The 18,767-nt window shown below is 37.7% G+C and carries 24 protein-coding genes and 1 riboswitch; of the genes, 14 read left to right on the forward strand and 10 right to left on the reverse strand.

Annotated features, from left to right (window positions below; all coding sequences use genetic code 11):
• Positions 1 to 3 precede the first annotated feature (3 nt).
• From G3O09_RS08895 to G3O09_RS08905, 3 genes are all read left to right on the forward strand, one after another.
• Complete coding sequence (locus G3O09_RS08895; protein ID WP_338048408.1) at positions 4 to 1,494, forward strand: o-succinylbenzoate--CoA ligase; 1,491 nt, start codon at positions 4 to 6, stop codon at positions 1,492 to 1,494.
• Complete coding sequence (menC, locus tag G3O09_RS08900) at positions 1,491 to 2,594, forward strand: o-succinylbenzoate synthase (RefSeq protein ID WP_163101135.1); 1,104 nt, start codon at positions 1,491 to 1,493, stop codon at positions 2,592 to 2,594. Before G3O09_RS08895 ends, menC begins: the two co-directional genes overlap by 4 nt.
• 190 nt (positions 2,595 to 2,784) lie before the next feature.
• A complete protein-coding gene (locus tag G3O09_RS08905; protein WP_163101136.1) occupies positions 2,785 to 2,931 on the forward strand; it encodes a hypothetical protein in 147 nt (48 codons plus the stop codon).
• Positions 2,932 to 2,982: 51 nt separating this feature from the next.
• On the opposite strand, the gene G3O09_RS08910 is transcribed toward G3O09_RS08905, so the two are convergent.
• The 3 genes from G3O09_RS08910 to yidD form a co-directional block, all read right to left on the reverse strand.
• Positions 2,983 to 3,123 carry a hypothetical protein gene (locus G3O09_RS08910; RefSeq protein ID WP_163101124.1) on the reverse strand — a complete coding sequence of 47 codons (141 nt, stop codon included), beginning with the start codon at positions 3,121 to 3,123 and terminating at the stop codon, positions 2,983 to 2,985.
• 271 nt (positions 3,124 to 3,394) lie between these two features.
• Positions 3,395 to 4,366: a metal ABC transporter solute-binding protein, Zn/Mn family gene (locus G3O09_RS08915; RefSeq protein ID WP_163101137.1), complete on the reverse strand. Its 972-nt coding sequence runs from the start codon at positions 4,364 to 4,366 to the stop codon at positions 3,395 to 3,397.
• Positions 4,367 to 4,462: 96 nt separating this feature from the next.
• The gene (yidD, locus tag G3O09_RS08920; protein ID WP_163101138.1) at positions 4,463 to 4,708 is read right to left on the reverse strand and encodes a membrane protein insertion efficiency factor YidD; all 246 of its coding nucleotides are present in this window, start codon (positions 4,706 to 4,708) and stop codon (positions 4,463 to 4,465) included.
• Positions 4,709 to 4,959: 251 nt separating this feature from the next.
• On the opposite strand from yidD, the gene G3O09_RS08925 reads away from it, so the two are divergent.
• Positions 4,960 to 5,433: an S-ribosylhomocysteine lyase gene (locus G3O09_RS08925; protein ID WP_163101139.1), complete on the forward strand. Its 474-nt coding sequence runs from the start codon at positions 4,960 to 4,962 to the stop codon at positions 5,431 to 5,433.
• Positions 5,434 to 5,480: 47 nt separating this feature from the next.
• On the opposite strand, the gene ytzI is transcribed toward G3O09_RS08925, so the two are convergent.
• Positions 5,481 to 5,645, reverse strand: a complete 165-nt coding sequence (ytzI, locus tag G3O09_RS08930; protein WP_163101140.1) for a YtzI protein — start codon at positions 5,643 to 5,645, stop codon at positions 5,481 to 5,483.
• Positions 5,646 to 5,789: 144 nt separating this feature from the next.
• Here ytzI and G3O09_RS08935 point away from each other — a divergent pair, with 144 nt between their 5' ends.
• Both G3O09_RS08935 and G3O09_RS08940 read left to right on the forward strand, forming a co-directional pair.
• Positions 5,790 to 6,233 (forward strand): Dps family protein, encoded by a 444-nt coding sequence (locus G3O09_RS08935; RefSeq protein WP_163101141.1) that lies wholly within the window; start codon positions 5,790 to 5,792, stop codon positions 6,231 to 6,233.
• Between the two features lie 193 nt (positions 6,234 to 6,426).
• Positions 6,427 to 6,621 (forward strand): polyribonucleotide nucleotidyltransferase, encoded by a 195-nt coding sequence (locus G3O09_RS08940; RefSeq protein ID WP_163101142.1) that lies wholly within the window; start codon positions 6,427 to 6,429, stop codon positions 6,619 to 6,621.
• Positions 6,622 to 6,808: 187 nt separating this feature from the next.
• Here G3O09_RS08940 and G3O09_RS08945 read toward each other — a convergent pair whose 3' ends face one another.
• Positions 6,809 to 7,069 carry a DUF6154 family protein gene (locus tag G3O09_RS08945; RefSeq protein WP_163101143.1) on the reverse strand — a complete coding sequence of 87 codons (261 nt, stop codon included), beginning with the start codon at positions 7,067 to 7,069 and terminating at the stop codon, positions 6,809 to 6,811.
• A gap of 260 nt (positions 7,070 to 7,329) precedes the next feature.
• Here G3O09_RS08945 and G3O09_RS08950 point away from each other — a divergent pair, with 260 nt between their 5' ends.
• Complete coding sequence (locus G3O09_RS08950) at positions 7,330 to 7,647, forward strand: hydrolase (RefSeq protein WP_163101144.1); 318 nt, start codon at positions 7,330 to 7,332, stop codon at positions 7,645 to 7,647.
• Positions 7,648 to 7,690: 43 nt separating this feature from the next.
• A complete protein-coding gene (ytkD, locus tag G3O09_RS08955) occupies positions 7,691 to 8,161 on the forward strand; it encodes an RNA deprotection pyrophosphohydrolase (protein ID WP_163101145.1) in 471 nt (156 codons plus the stop codon).
• Between the two features lie 101 nt (positions 8,162 to 8,262).
• Here the strand turns inward: ytkD and G3O09_RS08960 are convergent, their stop codons facing one another.
• Genes G3O09_RS08960 through G3O09_RS08970 form a run of 3 tightly spaced genes read right to left on the reverse strand, consistent with a single transcriptional unit; the run spans position 8,263 to position 10,842 of the window.
• Positions 8,263 to 9,069, reverse strand: coding sequence for an ABC transporter permease (locus G3O09_RS08960; RefSeq protein ID WP_240338391.1), 807 nt, complete (start codon positions 9,067 to 9,069; stop codon positions 8,263 to 8,265).
• A complete protein-coding gene (locus tag G3O09_RS08965; RefSeq protein ID WP_163101147.1) occupies positions 9,044 to 9,829 on the reverse strand; it encodes an ABC transporter ATP-binding protein in 786 nt (261 codons plus the stop codon). Before G3O09_RS08965 ends, G3O09_RS08960 begins: the two co-directional genes overlap by 26 nt.
• Positions 9,830 to 9,843: 14 nt before the next feature.
• On the reverse strand, positions 9,844 to 10,842 hold the full coding sequence (locus G3O09_RS08970) for an ABC transporter substrate-binding protein (protein WP_163101148.1): 999 nt from the start codon (positions 10,840 to 10,842) through the stop codon (positions 9,844 to 9,846).
• Between the two features lie 110 nt (positions 10,843 to 10,952).
• Here G3O09_RS08970 and G3O09_RS08975 point away from each other — a divergent pair, with 110 nt between their 5' ends.
• Genes G3O09_RS08975 through G3O09_RS08985 form a run of 3 tightly spaced genes read left to right on the forward strand, consistent with a single transcriptional unit; the run spans position 10,953 to position 12,390 of the window.
• Complete coding sequence (locus G3O09_RS08975; protein WP_163101149.1) at positions 10,953 to 11,735, forward strand: alpha/beta hydrolase family protein; 783 nt, start codon at positions 10,953 to 10,955, stop codon at positions 11,733 to 11,735.
• Positions 11,736 to 11,779: 44 nt separating this feature from the next.
• Entirely contained in the window at positions 11,780 to 12,022 is a 243-nt protein-coding gene (locus G3O09_RS08980; RefSeq protein ID WP_163101150.1) for a DUF2584 domain-containing protein, read from the forward strand.
• Between the two features lie 26 nt (positions 12,023 to 12,048).
• The gene (locus G3O09_RS08985; protein WP_163101151.1) at positions 12,049 to 12,390 is read left to right on the forward strand and encodes a zinc ribbon domain-containing protein YjdM; all 342 of its coding nucleotides are present in this window, start codon (positions 12,049 to 12,051) and stop codon (positions 12,388 to 12,390) included.
• 70 nt (positions 12,391 to 12,460) lie between these two features.
• Here G3O09_RS08985 and pckA read toward each other — a convergent pair whose 3' ends face one another.
• Positions 12,461 to 14,053 (reverse strand): phosphoenolpyruvate carboxykinase (ATP), encoded by a 1,593-nt coding sequence (gene pckA / locus G3O09_RS08990; protein ID WP_163101152.1) that lies wholly within the window; start codon positions 14,051 to 14,053, stop codon positions 12,461 to 12,463.
• Between the two features lie 318 nt (positions 14,054 to 14,371).
• Positions 14,372 to 14,508, forward strand: a riboswitch (SAM riboswitch).
• Positions 14,509 to 14,758: 250 nt separating this feature from the next.
• Here pckA and metK point away from each other — a divergent pair.
• Positions 14,759 to 15,958, forward strand: coding sequence for a methionine adenosyltransferase (metK, locus tag G3O09_RS08995; RefSeq protein ID WP_163101153.1), 1,200 nt, complete (start codon positions 14,759 to 14,761; stop codon positions 15,956 to 15,958).
• Positions 15,959 to 16,164: 206 nt separating this feature from the next.
• On the opposite strand, the gene G3O09_RS09000 is transcribed toward metK, so the two are convergent.
• The gene (locus G3O09_RS09000) at positions 16,165 to 16,680 is read right to left on the reverse strand and encodes a gamma carbonic anhydrase (RefSeq protein WP_163101154.1); all 516 of its coding nucleotides are present in this window, start codon (positions 16,678 to 16,680) and stop codon (positions 16,165 to 16,167) included.
• Between the two features lie 160 nt (positions 16,681 to 16,840).
• Here G3O09_RS09000 and G3O09_RS09005 point away from each other — a divergent pair, with 160 nt between their 5' ends.
• Both G3O09_RS09005 and G3O09_RS09010 read left to right on the forward strand, forming a co-directional pair.
• Positions 16,841 to 17,647, forward strand: a complete 807-nt coding sequence (locus G3O09_RS09005; protein WP_163101155.1) for an alpha/beta hydrolase — start codon at positions 16,841 to 16,843, stop codon at positions 17,645 to 17,647.
• Positions 17,648 to 17,660: 13 nt separating this feature from the next.
• Positions 17,661 to 18,746: a tetraprenyl-beta-curcumene synthase family protein gene (locus tag G3O09_RS09010; protein WP_163101156.1), complete on the forward strand. Its 1,086-nt coding sequence runs from the start codon at positions 17,661 to 17,663 to the stop codon at positions 18,744 to 18,746.
• Positions 18,747 to 18,767 lie beyond the last annotated feature (21 nt).

Here is an 18,767-nt window from a genome sequence, read left to right on the forward strand (position 1 = left end):
ATCGTGCAATATTTAGAAACAATGCCCAATTGGTTGAAAAAAAGGGCAGATCTTTCACCAAATAGAATCGCCATTTCTTTCGAAAAAGAAGAAGTCAGTTTTCAAGAATTATTTAAGTGTACTCAGAAAGTGGCTACAGTTCTACATAAGTTGGGGGTAGGAAGGGAAAGTCGGGTATCATTATTAGTCCGAAATCACATCGACGCTGTGTATGTGTTTCATGCTCTATTGCAGCTGGGGACAGAAATTGTGATGTTAAATAATAAACTTTTGGAAGCGGAATTGGACTATCAGATCCAAGATTCGAAATCAGATTTTCTATTTAGTGATCGCTTATTCATTGATAAGGCACAGGCTTTTAATCCCATAATGATAGATATGATTATGGCACAAGCCAAAATGGTGGATGAAATAGAAGCCCCTATATTGGAAGAGTATGAAATGAATCGAACAGCTACCATCATGTATACTTCTGGAACAACAGGAAAGCCAAAAGGGGTCATGCAATCGTTCGGTAATCATTGGTGGAGTGCTGTTGGTTCTGTACTGAACCTAGGGTTACGTGAAGAGGATTGCTGGCTGTGTACCGTGCCAATCTTTCATATTAGTGGACTATCCATCTTGTTCCGGAGTCTTTTCTATGGAATGAAGGTCATTTTACATGAGCGTTTCCTTGAGGAGAAAGCGAACGAAGCAATAAATCAACAGGGAGTAACAATTGCTTCAGTCGTTACATCAATGCTAAACAGAATGTTGCTTGGATTGGGGAAAGAAACATATCCTTCTTCATTTCGTTGCATGCTGCTTGGTGGAGGACCAGCTCCTTTGAATATTCTAGAATCATGTAAACAGAAGGGGATTCCGGTATACCAGACTTATGGAATGACAGAAACTTCATCTCAAATCGTCACTCTATCCCCAGAGTATAGTTTAAGCAAGCTAGGATCTGCTGGGAAACCACTATTTCCATGTTCCATTAAAATTATGGATGATCAGGGTGAGGCTTTTAAAGGAGCTCCTGGTGAAATAGCGGTAAAGGGACCGAATGTGACAAAGGGATATTTATATAACGAAGAAGCCTACTTACGGTCTATGAAAGAAGGTTGGTTTTTCACTGGTGATATAGGATATTTAGATTCGGATGGTTTTTTATATGTTCTTGATCGGAGGTCTGACTTGATCATTTCAGGCGGTGAAAATATCTACCCTGCCGAAATAGAAAATGTCCTCATGCAACATGAAGCCATTTATGAAGCAGGTGTTACAGGATTTGAAGATGAGGTGTGGGGTCAGTCCCCAGTCGGTTTTGTCGTGTTACACGAAGGTATGGATGTCTCTTCGGAGGAGTTAGAATTATATTGTAGAAGGTTGCTGGCGGCGTATAAAGTCCCCAAAACATTTTACTTTGTAAAAGAACTGCCGCGAAACGCATCCAATAAGCTAGTGAGAAGGAATCTTTCAAACTTGATCAATGAGGGGAGGCATTCTGAATGAACATTAAGGAAATTCATGTTCATGTCATTCGGTCCCCCTTAAATAAGCCTTTTTCTACCCATCTTGAAGTAGTTAAAGAGCGTGAAGCGATCATTCTTGAACTTGTAGAGATTGATGGTTGTAAAGGATATGGTGAAGTGGTAGCTTTTTCAAGCCCGTGGTATACGGAGGAAACAATCAAGACGTGTTTACATGCATTGAGAGACTTTTTGATTCCTGCTATTCTTCAAAAAACCATTAATCACCCTAATGATTTGGAAGGTCTTCTTGCCCCAATCAGGGGGAATCGGATGGCAAAGGCCGGCCTTGAATGTGCCATTTGGGACTTGTATGCCAAAATGAACAACCAACCTCTCTACCGCTTGATTGGGGGAACGAAACAAGAAGTAGAAGCGGGAGTAGTCATAGCTTCAACCTCTTTACAAGATGCTCTTTCCTCTATCGAGAAGGTTTATGATCAAGGTTATAAAAGATATAAAATAAAAATCCATCCTAGCCATGATGAAGAGTTGTTAGCTGGAATCAGGACTGTATATCGGGATTTACCAATTATGGTGGACGCGAATTCCTCATACGACATAAACGATATGGAGCAGATGAGGAAACTAGATTTATTTAACCTGATGATGATTGAGCAACCATTTTCCCATGAAGATATTGTTGACCATGCAACTTTACGAAAACAAATCAATACACCTATTTGCCTCGATGAAAGTATTACTAGCTTTTCCATGGCAAAATCCGCTTTATATATGCAAAGCTGTGACATTTTAAGCATAAAGCTAGGAAGAGTAGGCGGCTTAAGCGAAGCAATTAAAATTCATAATCTCTGCCAGGATCATTCAGTTCCTGTATGGTGCGGAGGGATGATTGAATTTGGGATTTCAAAAGCGTTTAATTTGGCATTGGCTTCTTTACCAAACTTTACATTACCAGGTGATTTTTCGTCCTCAACTCATTATTGGGAAAGAGATATTATCATGCCTGGAATTAAAGTTCAAAATGGTACAATTAAGTTGTCCAACTCTCCTGGTATAGGTTTTGAAATTGACGAAGAAGCCCTTAGATTAATGGGTACTAAAAGTGAAGTATATAGATGAGCAGTAAAGGGATTGCAGACTTTACTGCTTTTTAAATGGGGAAATTACCTATTACCTTTTGTGCCGCTGATTTGCAATTGAAAAATTTTCTAATAAAATTAGGCATATGATGATATTTTATTTTCATGATTTCAGTTATAATATGATAAAGATAGAAATTTCAGAAAAATCATACTTCAGGTGGTTATATATGAGAATTCACAAAAAGCCTTATTTAATAGCCGAAATCTTGTTGCTTCGTAAAGTACCATGGTATGTAATAAAGGAAATAACTGCAATTGCAGAAGAAGAGCTTGAATTTTTGCGCCTGAAATATGGCTTGCAAGAAGAATATTAGGATGGAATTAGGAGGCAAGCAATGTGCATGCCTCTTTAAGCGTTTGAACAATTATTCAATTAACCCCAACCCTCTAGCTTTATCTCCAATAATACTATCTATTTCGGATGGCAAATGGTCTAGCGTACCGAACTCATAATTCCAAAGGATAGTGAACGGATCTACACATATTGGAAAAGTGACTGCATTCATATTTGCAAGCTCTTCTTTAAACATCTGAAATAAGTATTCTTCATTCCTTTATGTGGTTCCCTTATTTTGATAATTTGATTGCGACATAGTAGGAATTCCCTCGTCTTGTAAACATTTGGAATACAGTATCCGTATAACTACCCCATTGTCTTCATCTAAAAATCGCCTGTCAGGTAGTTTTCTAATAAGTATTAGTTTTGTTTTTTTATTAGGTCATAGGTAAATAAAAAATGAAAAGACACTCAGAATAAGTGTCTTTAGTAAGCTGTATTCAGTTCAAAGCCTTTTTCAATGTTTCAAGATTATGTTTCATTAAGGAAAAATAATCTTCTTTGTTTTTAACATCATTTTCAGTTAGTACAGAAAGATTATGCAAAGTAAGTGGCTTAGCTCCAATTTCTTTTTTGACAATATCGGCAAGCTTCGAGTTAATATTTTGTTCAAAAAGTACATAGTTTATATTATTGCTCTTTGCTATTTCAATGATTTCTTTTAATTGTTTTTGGGAAGGCTCGCTTGATGATGACAATCCTGAAATACTAATTTGGTCAAGACCGTACCGTTTCTCCCAATAGCCGTATGCAGCATGAGAAACAATGAATTTATTCGTTTTCCCATTAGTAGCTGTTTCTTCGAATTGTTGGTTTAATTCCTCTAAATCTTTTTTTAATAAGTCGTAATTTTTTTCAAAATAGACTTTTTGATCAGGCTTAAGCTTTACCAATTCATTCTTGATAGTTTCAGCCATCCCGATGCTATAGATAGGATCTAACCATAGATGAGGATCTACATCGCCGTGGTCATGTTCATCATGATGTTCTTCAGTGCTGTTCTCTTCATGCATATGGTCTTCTGAGGATTCTTCATCATGATGAGTTTGCTCGATTTCTATTGTTTCACCAACTGCCACTGTTCTTACTTGTTCTTTTTCAAGAATATCTTTTGATTGATCTACAAATCCTTCTAAGTTATGTCCGATATAGAGGAATAGATTAGATTCAGCCATCTTAATCACATCTTTTTGTGAAGGCTCAAATGTATGCTCATCTGATCCTGGTGGATAGACTGAATTTACATCCACATAGTCTCCACCAATTTTTTTTGTGAAATCTTCCAGTGGAAATACGGTAGTATAAACTTTAATTTTATCCTCATTATCGGATGAATTATTTGGTTTTTCGGCATTGCAGCCTGTTAAAAACGCTGCTAAAAGAAGGAAAAAAGATAATAGAATTTTTTTCATAGTATAGTACTCCTTGTTATTAAACGAAATGATTACGATTTATACTTGAGTATAGTACCTCAAAAAAGGTACCGATGCAAGTGTTTCTAAATTAATTTATCTCATTTCTTTCGATTTTAGTACTTCACTTTTTTCAGGTACAGGGTCGATCCCACCTGGATGCAATGGATGGCATTTAGCGATTCTCTTAACCGTCAACCATCCACCTTTTAATGGACCAAACCGTTTGATTGCTTCTAGACCGTAGTGTGAACAAGTCGGATAAAATCGACACGTTGGTGGTTTCAGGGGAGAAATGACAATTTGGTAAAATCTAATGAATCCAATTAATAAATTTTTCATATAGAAGTTCCTTTAGATTATTGAAGAGTATATATCCAACCCTATGTTACAGTGTGGCCAAAGCATTAGCAATTATTTAAGACATAAACAAAGTATATAGTGACTATATATAGAGCCAAGAGTAGGCTATCTTTTTCCATGATTGTGAAGCACTTACAAAAATTTATAGAATAAAATGATACTAAGTTGATGAAAAAAATCGGAATTAGGTATATGATAGACCTAGATGTTTTTTAGGAGGAGTGGATATTATGCCATCAGTTGAAAGTTTTGAATTAGATCATAATGCTGTAAAAGCTCCATATGTACGTCACTGTGGTGTTCATAAAGTAGGAAGTGACGGCGTTGTTAACAAATTCGACATTCGTTTCTGCCAGCCAAATAAACAGGCTATGAAGCCTGATTCAATTCATACATTAGAGCACTTGCTTGCATTTAATATTCGAAAGCATTCCGAAAAATACGATCATTTCGATATCATCGACATTTCTCCAATGGGATGCCAAACAGGTTTCTACCTAGTTGTTAGCGGAGAACCTACTGTAACAGAAATCATTGACGTTCTTGAAGATACTTTAAAGGAGTCTGTTGAAATTACTGACATTCCAGCTGCTAATGAAAAACAGTGTGGGCAAGCGAAACTTCACGATCTTGAAGGCGCTAAGAAGTTAATGAAATATTGGTTGCAACATTCTAAAGAAGAGTTACATCAAGTGTTTGCGTAATTACTATCCAGTAACAATAAAAAGGAGCGGCAATCGGCTGCTCCTTTTTATTTCGTATTTTTTTGTTCATTTTCATCTTCACGTTGTAAATGTGGGTTATCCTTTATAGGATCTACAGTATGTTTGAAATCATATGCCTTTGAAGTGGTTAAAACACTAAGGATCAGTACGATAAAAATTATTATGATGGCAATTACCAATATATACATCATCAATGAACACGTCCTTTCCTGTCTATTGTATCAGAAACGTATTTCCTCGTCAGTGACAATAATACCAATGGCAATTTATATCTTGGTTTATAACTTGTTTTATGGGGAAAATGAACAGTGTAGGAATAGTAAGGAGGATATGATATGTCTCAGAAGAAAATGGTCGATGTAGCTAATAAGGAAATTGCTAACTTTAATTTACTTTACACAAAATTGCACCATTATCATTGGTTCGTGAATGGACCTCATTTTTTCGAGCTTCATAAAAAATTGGAAGAGTTATATGTTGAAATATCGACTTATTACGATGAGGTAGCTGAAAGATTGCTTGCTCTCGGGGAAAAACCTGCAGCAACCATTAAGCAATATATGGAGTTGACGACTCTAGAAGAAGCAACGGGAAGAGAATCGACTGAAAAAATGGTTGAAACGATTATTAGCGATTTTAATACAGTTGTGAAAGAACTGAAAGAAGGAATTGAATTCGCTGAAGAAGCTGGAGATCATGCCACTGCAGACATGTTTGGCGAAATGCAGACAAGCCTGGAGAAGCATAATTGGATGCTAAAGGCATACTTGGGTAAATAATATTGAATCTTTGTTAGTGCCTTCCGATATTAATGGGGAGGCTCTTGTTTTTTACTCAGTTAAATCAGTATCTAGCTCCAACGCACAGGACGTGCTAGTGCAGGTATGACGCGACCTTGGGGTTTTCTTGTCCACCTCTAGGTCATATGGTATTAATCGGGCGCTCTACGCATTTCTGAAAGGAATGTTACTCATGGAAATAAGTTCAATGATGAATCGACAATTAGCGGATTTGAGACACACTTTGAATATGAATATCCTTCAAAGTTCTCTCACTACCCAAGTTGCACAAGCTGCAGTGATGCTAAATGATTTTCAACAGTCTCAACACAGTACAGTTCACGCTCCTCACCCTGTGGCGGGTGGGAAAATTGATGTGAAAGCATGAAATAAACCGTAGCCTTCCGAATGATGGCTACGGTTTATTTTAAACCCTGATTTCTTATATCGCATAGAAATAACCAAAAGGTTGCAAGTAGAGATAGATAGTACTTGAGTGCAACTAAACAAGCGCCTACGCTAAGGTTTGGAGCTACCAAAGCCTTCAATTTTTTGTACAATTTAATTCTAATTTTCTAATGAAAATTCCTTTGTACGTTATAAGGGTAATGCTTTGAATGTGTCATATCCTCTTTTGCAAATTTGCCTTTTAAAGTTTCAATTAAATAAAGCCCCATCAAATCCTTTATTTCCTGTTCATCTAGCTCTTTAATCATGGCTATAATTTCATTTCGATCTAATTGTTCTAATACCGCAAAAGCAAGGATATCGATGTCCTCTTCATCCCCGGTTAATTTTGTCCGATACATCTCGAATAATTCGTCAATCAATTTCACATTATTCACCTGCTCCTTCATGTAATTGGGTCAGCATATGTAATGGGGTATGGCCGATGTTGTTGGTATAAATCAAAAAATATTAGATGATAACGGTATGTATAATCATGTCTATTTTGTTATACCCTACTATCATTTTTTTAATCTATATTCTTTAAATTGACTGAAAATTCTTTACATTTTATTTGCAACATAAAAATGAATGATTGTGTAACATCTTTGAGAAAATAAGGGAAATAGAAAGGAAGGGAAGATGAACCTTGAATCATGGAAAGAGAACGTATTATATTGGGGTTGGAGATGGTCTGATTACTCAGGATCCAGAAAGCAGCCCATGGAATTTTAAAATTGAAGCGTCAGATGATGAAATTACACAGTTGCGTGAGTACTTTGACAAAAATTATGCGAATGAACAGGAGAATTTTTATCGTGCCCATGTTCCATATATTCAATATCACTTTGACCGTGAAAATGATGCATATGATAAAACACTTCACAAAGTGTACGAGATGATTCACAGACTTGGTGATGATACAGCAAAAAAACATATTGAAAGCATGGGAATTTTAAAGAATTGATTTGTTTGGCCATCATGGTATGATGACTATGGGAGGGGAAGAAATGGTACATACATTCCTCGATAAAAAAGGATTCACAGTCACATTTACCACTGATGGTCAATATTTTAATGAACCTTCCATGCATGTTTTAGTCATTTGTAAATGGAAGGGGAAATGGCTTCTAACCAGGCACAAGGAAAGAGGGCTTGAATTTCCTGGTGGGAAGTTGGAAAAGGGTGAAACACTACAACAAGCAGCGATTAGAGAAGTTAGAGAAGAAACCGGTGCTGAGATAGAAAAACTCACTTATATAGGGAATTATAAAGTAGATTCAGACCAAGGCAGCTTCGTAAAGACTGTATATTTTGCTACATTAAGTTATATCTACCCTTTGGAGCAATTTCTTGAAACGGACGGTTATTTTTTATTAGATGAGCTGCCAGAGACTTTTCATGACGACCAATTCAGTTTTATCATGAAAGACCAAGTTATCCTACAAAGTCTCAAGATAGTTCAACAATTAACCCTCTAACGAATATAAGACCGATTTTTACTTGCAGAAATCCTTTATTAAAAGATTTCAGGCTGGTATCAATCGGTCTTTTACATTTGCAGATCATCATTTTCTGGATCTTATTCTCTGATTAACTTCTTTTCGAGCAATTCAACCAGCTGATACATAATGGTTGCACATAACGCTATAAGCAATAAGGATAGTAATACTAAAGTAAAATTGAAGACTTGGAAACCATAAATGATCATATACCCTAATCCTTTTGCTGAAACGAGAAACTCTCCGACTATAACTCCTACCCAGGATAATCCGACATTCACTTTCAAGGTTGAAATAATCGTCGGAAAGGAAGCGGGCAGGATTGCTTCCTTGAAGCATTGCTGACGTGAGGCTCCAAATGTTTGGAGTACCTTTATATAGTTAGGATCTACCTCTTTAAAGGCTGTATAGACGACAATAGTGGTAATGATGACAGAGATGATGGCTCCCATTGCAATGATGGATGTAAACCCTGTTCCAAGCGCGACAATCAGGATAGGACCCAGAGCAACTTTAGGCATTGCGTTCAGTATTACTAGGTACGGATCAAGTACTCTAGATAAAAATGGTGACCACCAGAGAATGGCTGCTAGAACTGTTCCAAGCAGGGTTCCAAGTATAAACCCAAGCACCGTTTCAAAGACTGTAATCCCTAAATTTGTGAGTAATGTTCCGTCACCAAGCTTTTGTATAAAAAGATTCCAAACCTTTGTGGGTGAGCTGAATATAAGCGGATTTATGACTTTGAGACGGCTTGAAAACTCCCAACTTACAAAAAACGTGATAAAAATAAGAACTTGATAAAAACGAATCCACCTTTTTTCAATAATAAGTGAACGCTTATATGAGTGGTGTAACTCCTTAAGACTTTGTTGTGTACTGTTCAAGTTTTTCAAACTCCTTCCATACCTTCTGAAATAGGGAAGGGAATAGTGAATGGTTTCTTGCTTGAAATGGCGATAGGTTTCTAAGGTCATCAGGGATCGTGAAAATTTGATGAATTCTTCCAGGGTTGGCAGCAAGAAGTACGACACGATCACTCATGCAAATGGCTTCTCCAATATCATGAGTTACGAGGATTGCGGTTTTTTGAAAATTTTTAAGTATGGATGAAACTAGGTCTTCAAGTTTCAGTTTTGTTTGATAGTCCAGAGCTGAAAATGGCTCATCCAAAAGAAGAAGCTTAGGATTTGTTGCCAAGGTTCTAACCAGTGCGACACGCTGCCTCATTCCACCTGATAACTGTTTCGGGAATTGATCTTCTACATTTTGTAATCCGATTTCATGGAGCAGCTGCAGAGTTTGGATGGTCGTGGATACATCATCTTTTTTTTGTAATTTTAAGCCAAGCAATATATTTTCCTTGATGGTCTTCCATGGAAACAGGTAATCCTGCTGTAGCATATAACCTATAGATGAATCTTTAGTTTGCGTCAACGGTTGCCCCGCTAAATAGACTGATCCTATGGTAGGTGATAATAGTCCAGCGATAATGGAAAGCAATGTTGTTTTACCGCAGCCACTTGGGCCGAGGAAGGAGATGAACTCCCCTTCCTCAATATCCAAAGAAACATCTCTCAAGGCTGTCGTGGCATTATCTTTTGTAAAGTAAGTGTGATGAATATGCTGTAACTTGAGGAAGCTCATTTGGATGTCCCTCCTTATTCATTGGAAACTTTTTCAGCTATGCTAGTGTTAACTAAAACATCATGGTCTACCGCCTGCGGAAGCTCTCCAGCCTCATCCATAATGTCGTGAAGGTTTTGCCATTCTTTTTCATCCAGGATAGGATCAGTAGCATAAGAGCCCTGGCTCTTGTATCGGTCTACCACAGTCGCAATCAGGTCTAATTCTGTATCTTCAAAATACGGTTGAATGACCATAGCGATATCCTCAGCGCTATTGTTGGCTACCCAATCCTGTGCTTTCTTGATTGCACGAGTGAATTTTTCAATAGATTCTTCGTTTTCCTTCATATAGCTGTCTTTAGCCATGAATGTCGTATAAGGGACATGGCCAGATTCTGTACCGAAAGAAGCAACAATATGCCCTTTTCCTTCTTTTTCAAAAACACTTGCGGTAGGTTCGAATAATTGAACAAAGTCGCCAGTTCCAGAAGCAAATGCGTTCGGGATATTAGCGAAATCAACGTTTTGAATCAGGGTTAAATCATTCTGAGGATCAATGCCATGCTTCTTCAACACAAATTCTCCAACCATCTGAGGCATGCCACCCTTCCTTTGACCCAAGAAGGTACTGTCTTTTAACATATCCCAACTAAAATTCTCGATTTTTTCCCTAGATACTAAGAAAGTACCATCTGTTTGTGTAAGCTGCGCAAAATTAATGACTGGGTCGTCTGAGCCTTGTGCATACACATAAATGGATGTTTCAGACCCAACTAAAGCGATGTCAGCACCGTCAGATAAAAGAGTTGTCATGGTCTTGTCTCCGCCCCAAGTGGTTGTCAATTCCACTTTTAAACCTTCTTCTTCAAAAAATCCTTTTTCCAGGGCAACATACTCAGGTGCATAGAAGATAGAACGTGTAACTTCAGCAACCTTGATGGTTTTTACTTCATCCTTGCCACAAGCTGAAACAGCAAATAGCATAATAAACATTACAAATAAACTAAGTCCGGTTTTCCACCATTTTTTCATTATGAGATCCTCCTTAAAATAGGTGTAATTATCTAGGTGAAGGTTTAACATATCGTATGAAGGAAAAAAAAATGTGTGAATGCCTATATCAACTAGGGGAGGTAAATCGAATGAATGACACGTGTATTTTAGAAAAACAAGCTTTCCCCTCACCTAATCCTAAAGTTAAACTTTTTTCCGTTACTTATCTTTCTTTAGGGCTTAAAGTAAAAGGTCTCCTGGCAGAACCAGTAGAGGAAGGTAATTATGATGGATTCCTTTATTTACGTGGAGGCATAAAAAATGTTGGCAAGGTTCGTCCTGCGAGAATTGCTCAGTTTGCCTCAGAGGGATTTATTGTATTTGCTCCTCACTATCGAGGAAATCAAGGGGGCGAAGGAAATGAAGATTTTGCAGGTGAAGACCGATATGACGCATTTAATGGGTTTAACTTATTAAGGCAGCACCCTAGGGTGAAAAAGACCCGAATACATATTTTTGGCTTCTCACGAGGAGGGGTCATGGCATTGCAAACAGCAGTTGAATTTCCCGAAGCGGTTTCTATCGTAACTTGGGGAGGAGTTTCAGATATGGAACTTACCTACTGGGAGAGAGAAGATATGAGAAGGATGATGAAGAGGGTAATTGGTGGAACCCCTAATAAGGTGCCTGAGCGATACCGTGAAAGGACACCTCTATACAGTCTAGAACAACTGACTTCACCAATATTAATTATTCATGGAAAGAAAGACAGCAATGTCTCAGTTGAGCACGCCATACGATTGGAACGAAGGCTACAGGAGTTAGGGAAGAAGGTAGAGTGCTGGTATTTCGACCAATATACGCATTATTTTCCACCTGCAATCAATCGCAAAATAGTACTGGATTTAACGAATTGGATGAAAAGACAGTGAGAGAAATGATAAAATAAAGAAAAAGAAGAAAGGGGTTTTTATAGATGGGAATGCCTCTTGAATTAAATACGATGATTGTTACAAAAGGCAAAGAAAAGAGAATTAATGACAACAACTTCTCTTTAGTAAAGGAAGGGTATCGTCTATATCCGATTGATATTCCAATTGATATCCGAAAAACAATTGCAAGTGAGTCCAGTGGGACTGCAATTATTAAAAAAATAGAGTGGACAAGTAATGAAACAACCATTATTTATGAGTTAGTTTCACTAAATTCCAGTAACTAAAACCGATTTTTGGAGGAACTGATAAAATGGCTAATTTGCCAAATTGCCCGAAATGTAATTCAGAATACACCTATGAAGATGGAAGCCTTTTAGTATGCCCAGAATGTGGACATGAGTGGACTTTGGGTTCAGACGCTGAAGTAGCGGAAGATAATAAAGTTTTCAAGGACTCTAATGGAAATATCTTAATAGATGGGGATACTGTCACCGTAATCAAAGATCTTAAAGTAAAGGGAACATCTTCAGTCATCAAAGTAGGGACTAAAGTAAAGAATATCCGTTTGGTTGAAGGCGATCACGATATTGATTGCAAAATTGAAGGATTTGGAGCTATGAAATTAAAATCCGAATTTGTTAAAAAGGTATAAATACTGTCTTCAGATGAACATAAAAAAGGTTGCTCAAATTTGTTATTTGAGCAACCTTCTTTTTTGTGTTTTAAACTAAATCCTTAGGTCCGCCTAGTAATTCAATTTCAGACGGTACGTTCGAGAATTTTTTGAAGTTTAGTTGGAACTTAGAAGCCAATTCTTTAGCTTTTGCTTCGTAAGCAGCTTGATCTGCCCAAGTTTTGTTTGGCTGTAGGACTTCATCAGGAACTCCAGGTACGTGTTGAGGGATTTCCAGACCGAAGATATCGTCTGTAATTGTATCAACATTATTTAAGTCCCCTTCAAGCGCTGCTTGTACCATAGCACGTGTATAAGCAAGCTTCATGCGGTTCCCTACACCATATTCTCCACCAGTCCAGCCTGTATTCACTAGGAACACTTTTGCGTTGTGCTCGTCAATTTTTTGACCAAGCATTTCAGCATAACGAGTTGCCGCTAATGGCAAGAATGGAGAACCGAAGCAAGTTGAGAATGTCGCTTGTGGAGAAGTGATTCCACGTTCTGTACCAGCAAGCTTACTAGTGTACCCGCTAAGGAAGTGATACATAGCTTGTTCCTTAGTCAGCATAGAGATTGGAGGCAATACCCCAAACGCGTCTGCTGTAAGGAAAATGATTGTATTAGGGTGTCCAGCAATGCTAGGATCAACAATGTTATCAATCGCTTGTATTGGATACGCAGCACGAGTATTTTCTGTCAGTGCATTGCTATCATAATCAGCTTCACGAGTATCTTCATCGACTACAACGTTTTCTAAAACAGAGCCAAAACGGATTGCATCGAAAATTTGTGGTTCCTTCTCACGAGATAGGTTGATACATTTTGCATAGCAACCGCCTTCAATATTGAAAACACCGTTTGAAGACCAGCCGTGCTCATCATCACCAATAAGCTTGCGGTTTGTATCAGCTGATAAAGTTGTTTTCCCAGTACCGGATAGACCGAAGAATAGGGCTACATCACCCTCTTTACCAACGTTTGCAGAACAGTGCATTGGTAAGATTTCTTGCTCAGGTAGAAGGTAGTTCATTACAGAGAAAATGGACTTTTTCATTTCACCTGCGTATTCAGTTCCACCGATTAAGACTGTCTTATGTTCAAATGAAATCATGATGAATGTTTCAGAAAGCGTACCATCAACAGCAGGATCTGCTTTGAAAGTTGGAGCAGAGATAACAGTGAATTCTGCTTCATGTCCACGTAATTCTTCTTCATTAGGACGGATGAATAGTTGGTGGGCAAATAGATTATGCCACGCATACTCATTAATAACTTGGATTGGTAAACGTAACTTCTTGTCCGCTCCAGCGAAACCTTTAAAAACAAAAAGTTCGTCTTTTTCTTTTAAGTATGATATGACTTTATTGTATAATTTTAAGAACGCGTCTTCGGATATAGGTTGGTTAACTGGACCCCAATCGATTTTGTCCTTTGTAGATGCTTCCTCTACAATATATTTATCTTTAGGCGAACGACCTGTATACTTACCAGTTTCAGCTTTAACTGCACCAGTTGAAGTCAAAATTCCTTCTTTACGGTTTAATACCTTTTCCACTAGTTGTGGAACAGAAAATTGAACGCTTACATTATTACCCTTTAATAGATCGTGTAGCTCATTAGAAATGCTAACTGAATTCATGTATGAGATACCTTCCTTTGTTAAGTTATCGTTGATTAATTTGCTCTTAAATAGTATAACACATTAACTTGAATAGTCTATACTAATATATAACTTTTCTAAAAAAACGTTCCCCCAATTATATGGATTAGAAGTATCCTTATTTATATAGTATAAAACATTCACGTAAAATTATAGAGTTTATAATTCAATTGTCAAAAAGCCGTAACATGTTATAAATTTTTTCAAAAGTAAATACAAAAAATAACAAAACAAATCTATTGAAAAACCATTGACATAATTCGATAATTTACGATATGATTCTACCTTGTACGGATTCTCTTATCCCGAGCTGGCGGAGGGACAGGCCCGATGAAGCCCAGCAACCTGCTGAATGAAAAAATGGTCTATGATCGATCATTTTAAAAGCGACGGTGCTAACCTGAGGCAAGGCAAAAGCCCTTGAACGATAAGAGCGAAAGGCTAAATGTTGAAACAATCAACCTTTCCTCGCAATCAGGGAAAGGTTTTTTTATTGGCTTTGATTCCCAAAGTACTACATATGATAAATGATGTGTTCTGAGGGATACTAAACAATGGGAAATGAGTTCCGTTCAAAACTAGAGGTTAAAGTAATGCGTTTTGTGAAATGCCTTGATGGAAATCATATTGCGTGTTTCATGCTGGCGCCTCAAACCATATTTTATTATTTGAGGAGGAAACAAGATGTCTAAAAAACGTCGACTTTTTACTTCTGAGTCTGTAACAGAAGGCCATCCGGATAAAATTTGCGATCAAATCTCAGATTCCATTCTAGATGCGATTTTAGCAAATGATGCAAATGCTCGTGTAGCATGTGAAACATCCGTAACAACAGGATTAGTTTTAGTAGCAGGTGAAATCACCACTTCCACTTATGTGGACATTCCAAAAATCGTTCGTGAAACTGTAAAGGAAATCGGTTATACTCGTGCGAAATATGGTTTCGACTCTGAAACATGTGCGGTTTTGACTTCTATTGACGAACAATCTCCTGATATCGCTATGGGTGTTGACCAAGCGTTGGAAGCTCGTGAAGGTCAAATGACTGATGAGCAAATTGAAGCAATTGGAGCTGGGGACCAAGGTCTTATGTTCGGATTTGCTTGTAACGAAACAAAAGAACTTATGCCATTACCAATTTCTCTTTCCCATAAACTTGCACGCCGTTTGACTGAAGTAAGAAAAGAAGAGATTCTTCCTTACCTTCGTCCAGATGGTAAAACTCAGGTTACTGTGGAATATGATGAAAATGATAAGCCTGTTCGTATCGATACAATCGTTATCTCTACTCAACACCATCCAGAAGCTACATTGGAGCAAATCCAACGTAATCTTAAAGAATATGTAATCAATCCGGTTGTTCCTAAGGAATTAATCGATGAAAATACAAAATACTTCATCAATCCTACTGGCCGTTTCGTTATCGGTGGACCACAAGGTGACGCTGGTTTAACAGGTCGTAAGATCATCGTTGATACGTACGGTGGATATGCACGTCACGGCGGTGGAGCATTCTCTGGTAAAGATCCTACTAAAGTAGACCGTTCAGCTGCTTATGCCGCTCGTTATGTTGCAAAAAACATCGTAGCTGCTGGCTTAGCTGATAAAGTTGAAGTCCAACTTGCTTACGCAATTGGTGTAGCACAACCAGTATCTATCTCAGTAGATACTTTCGGTACTGGAACTGTAAGTGAAGATGTACTAGTTGACGTTGTTCGTAACAACTTCGACCTTCGTCCAGCTGGAATCATCAAAATGCTTGACCTTCGCCGTCCAATCTACAAACAAACGGCTGCATATGGTCACTTCGGAAGAACAGATGTAGATCTTCCATGGGAGCGTACTGACAAAGCAGTAGCTTTAAAAGCGGATGCATCAAAATAATATTTAAATGAGAAACGGAGCCTAATTTGGCTCCGTTTTTTTGTACTTTCACGGAGATTGATAACGGCAATATGGAAAGAGATAAATATTGAAATCAAATGAGAATGAAGCCGTAAAAAAATTCTTCAACGAAAAAAATCCTGCGGTATTGACCGCAAGATTTTTTAATAGAATTTTCTATAGGAAAAACTCCATTAAGTCGTTCATTATTTTTGTATCGATTTATAATATTGCCCTTTTTCCGCATATTCTCGATTGATTCGGAGCATATCTTTAATATCATCTTCATTTAATTCTCGAATGACTTTGGCAGGTCGACCAAAAGCTAAGGTATTCGGGGGGATTACTTTTCCTTGTGGAACAAGGCTTCCTGCTCCAACGAAGGCACCTTCACCTATTTCTGCATTGTCTAAGACAATCGATCCCATCCCAATCAATGCACCTTTTCGAATTTTGCAGCTGTGCAGAACTACTTGGTGACCGATTGTGACTTCATCTTCAAGGATTAATGGGTTATTTGGGCTTTGATGGAGTACACTATTATCTTGAATATTAACCTTTTTTCCAATGATCGTAGGTGCGACATCACCGCGTATCACTGTATTGAACCAAACGCTGGATTGCTCACCTATTTTCACATCACCTGTTACCACAGCATAATCGGCAATATATACAGAATCATGAATTTCAGGTGATTTTTCTTTGTAGGGATAAATGTTCAAAATGTCTCCTCCTTTGTTTGTGTGGGTAGTATGTTAATATGATGTAATAAGATAATCACTCTTTTTCAAGAATAGAGCATATTTGGATAGGAAGTAAGTGGGTAAGAATAAATTATTAAATATTTTTTTGTAATGTATAGTCTTAACAGGGGGTCTTTTTATGTGGAAATGGGAAGCTGAAGGCGAACCCAAAGCAGTGATCGTCATCGTACATGGGGCTATGGAGCATCACGGAAGATATAGATGGCTTGTTGAAATGTGGAGATTAGCTGGTTATCATGTCGTCATGGGGGATTTGCCAGGTCAAGGAATGACAACACGCTCAAGAAGAGGCCATATCGAATCCTTTCAAGAATACCTCCATGAAGTGAAAACTTGGTTAGAAATGGCTTTTGACTATGGCCTACCGGTTTTTCTTCACGGGCATAGCATGGGTGGGCTAGTCTCAATTCGCCTTCTTCAAGAAGAAGAAAACCTCAACATAAGTGGTTTAATTTTATCCTCTCCTTGCCTAGGCTTGATTCATGTACCTGCTAAGCCATTAAATGCCATGTTATATTTATTAAATGTAGCGTGGCCAAGCTTACGCATGAATTCAGGATTAACTATCCAGATGGCAACACGTAATGATGAGGTTCGGGAAATTGATGTGAATGATACGCTATATATCACAAAAGTATCGGTCAGATGGTACCGTGAACTTGTGACAAATATAAAAGAAGCATTTGAAAAAATTCCCGAAATTGAAGATGTACCAATCTTGCTCATGCAGGCTGGAGAAGATTTAATTGTAGATAAAAAGCTGGTTAGAGAGTGGTTTAATTTAATATTAGTGAGTGATAAGCAATATAAAGAATGGCCGAAACTTTATCATGAAATTTTCAATGAACCTGAAAGAGAAGATGTATTCAACTATGCTAAAGGATTCGTAGAAACTCGTTTAAGGACATTAGGGTTTATTGTTTGAGAGGAGTAAAGGTATGGGTATCCCTGCAACACCTATTCGTTTGATGAACTCGGTATATAAACAGATATTTCCACTCGTTCACAAAGAGTTACATGTTTGGAAAAGCAAAGCGGAAAGGATTCCGAATGTAGAATTACGAAAGCAAGCAATGGCCAGTATTGAATGGAAAGACTTCCACTGTGAAGGTGGTGCCATATTATCATTACTTGCAGAAGAACGAAAAACTGAAGCGATCCGATTCATTATTGCGTATCAAACGATTAGTGATTATTTGGATAATTTATGCGATCGAAGTACATCCATGGATCCAAAGGATTTTGAAGCTCTTCATGAATCCATGTATCATGCCCTCCTTCAGGAATCGGCTCCTACCAATTATTATCGTTATAGACAGGAGCAGGATGATGGTGGCTATTTGGCTTCTTTGGTAGAAACATGTCAGTCACTCAATCGAATCCTTCATAATTACAAAATGATAGAAGAACCACTTAGAGAATTATGTGGATATTATTGTGATTTACAGGTACATAAGCATGTCACCAAAGATGAGCGAGTGGAACGGCTTCAAAAATGGTTTAATCGTCATGAGGACAAGCTTCCTGAAATGTCATGGTATGAGTTTTCGGCTTGTTCTGGATCGACCCTAGGGATTTTTTGCTTAATTTCATATGCATTAAGGCCTGACTTTAAAGAGGAATCGGTAGAAATGATTCGAAAAGGCTATTTTCCATATATTCAAGGCCTTCATATAATGCTTGATTATTTTATCGATCAAGAAGAAGATCTTGAAGGTGGGGATTTGAATTTTTGCTTCTATTATTCAAACGAAGAAGAAATGTATAATCGACTTTCCCATTTCATACAAAAAGCAGATCAGTTTCTTGATCACATGCCACACAAAAGATTTCATCGGTTAATTCATAGAGGACTGTTGGGATTGTATTTATCTGATGACAAGGTCGAAAAGCGTAAGGACTTAAAGAAACTTTCCCGGAAACTTGTAAGACAGGGTGGGATTCAGTCCATGTTCTTTTACATAAATGCTCGCTTGTATAGGAACTTTAAAAAAATCATGCCTTTAAAAGCAAGGGCAACATAACTAAAAGCCCTAACCTTACTA

The sequence above is a fragment of the Peribacillus alkalitolerans genome, from assembly GCF_010882125.1.
GTDB classification, from domain to species: Bacteria; Bacillota; Bacilli; order Bacillales; family DSM-1321; genus Bacillus_BN; species Bacillus_BN alkalitolerans.

Bases quoted from the DNA above. Each gene is read 5' to 3' on its own strand.
- menC (WP_163101135.1), top strand. From the start codon at position 1,491: ATGAACATTAAGGAAATTCATGTTCATGTCATTCGGTCCCCCTTAAAT.
- G3O09_RS08905 (WP_163101136.1), top strand. From the start codon at position 2,785: ATGAGAATTCACAAAAAGCCTTATTTAATAGCCGAAATCTTGTTGCTT.
- G3O09_RS08910 (WP_163101124.1), bottom strand. From the start codon at position 3,123: ATGAATGCAGTCACTTTTCCAATATGTGTAGATCCGTTCACTATCCTT.
- G3O09_RS08915 (WP_163101137.1), bottom strand. From the start codon at position 4,366: ATGAAAAAAATTCTATTATCTTTTTTCCTTCTTTTAGCAGCGTTTTTA.
- yidD (WP_163101138.1), bottom strand. From the start codon at position 4,708: ATGAAAAATTTATTAATTGGATTCATTAGATTTTACCAAATTGTCATT.
- G3O09_RS08925 (WP_163101139.1), top strand. From the start codon at position 4,960: ATGCCATCAGTTGAAAGTTTTGAATTAGATCATAATGCTGTAAAAGCT.
- ytzI (WP_163101140.1), bottom strand. From the start codon at position 5,645: ATGATGTATATATTGGTAATTGCCATCATAATAATTTTTATCGTACTG.
- G3O09_RS08935 (WP_163101141.1), top strand. From the start codon at position 5,790: ATGTCTCAGAAGAAAATGGTCGATGTAGCTAATAAGGAAATTGCTAAC.
- G3O09_RS08940 (WP_163101142.1), top strand. From the start codon at position 6,427: ATGGAAATAAGTTCAATGATGAATCGACAATTAGCGGATTTGAGACAC.
- ytkD (WP_163101145.1), top strand. From the start codon at position 7,691: ATGGTACATACATTCCTCGATAAAAAAGGATTCACAGTCACATTTACC.
- G3O09_RS08965 (WP_163101147.1), bottom strand. From the start codon at position 9,829: ATGAGCTTCCTCAAGTTACAGCATATTCATCACACTTACTTTACAAAA.
- G3O09_RS08970 (WP_163101148.1), bottom strand. From the start codon at position 10,842: ATGAAAAAATGGTGGAAAACCGGACTTAGTTTATTTGTAATGTTTATT.
- G3O09_RS08975 (WP_163101149.1), top strand. From the start codon at position 10,953: ATGAATGACACGTGTATTTTAGAAAAACAAGCTTTCCCCTCACCTAAT.
- G3O09_RS08980 (WP_163101150.1), top strand. From the start codon at position 11,780: ATGGGAATGCCTCTTGAATTAAATACGATGATTGTTACAAAAGGCAAA.
- G3O09_RS08985 (WP_163101151.1), top strand. From the start codon at position 12,049: ATGGCTAATTTGCCAAATTGCCCGAAATGTAATTCAGAATACACCTAT.
- pckA (WP_163101152.1), bottom strand. From the start codon at position 14,053: ATGAATTCAGTTAGCATTTCTAATGAGCTACACGATCTATTAAAGGGT.
- metK (WP_163101153.1), top strand. From the start codon at position 14,759: ATGTCTAAAAAACGTCGACTTTTTACTTCTGAGTCTGTAACAGAAGGC.
- G3O09_RS09005 (WP_163101155.1), top strand. From the start codon at position 16,841: ATGTGGAAATGGGAAGCTGAAGGCGAACCCAAAGCAGTGATCGTCATC.
- G3O09_RS09010 (WP_163101156.1), top strand. From the start codon at position 17,661: ATGGGTATCCCTGCAACACCTATTCGTTTGATGAACTCGGTATATAAA.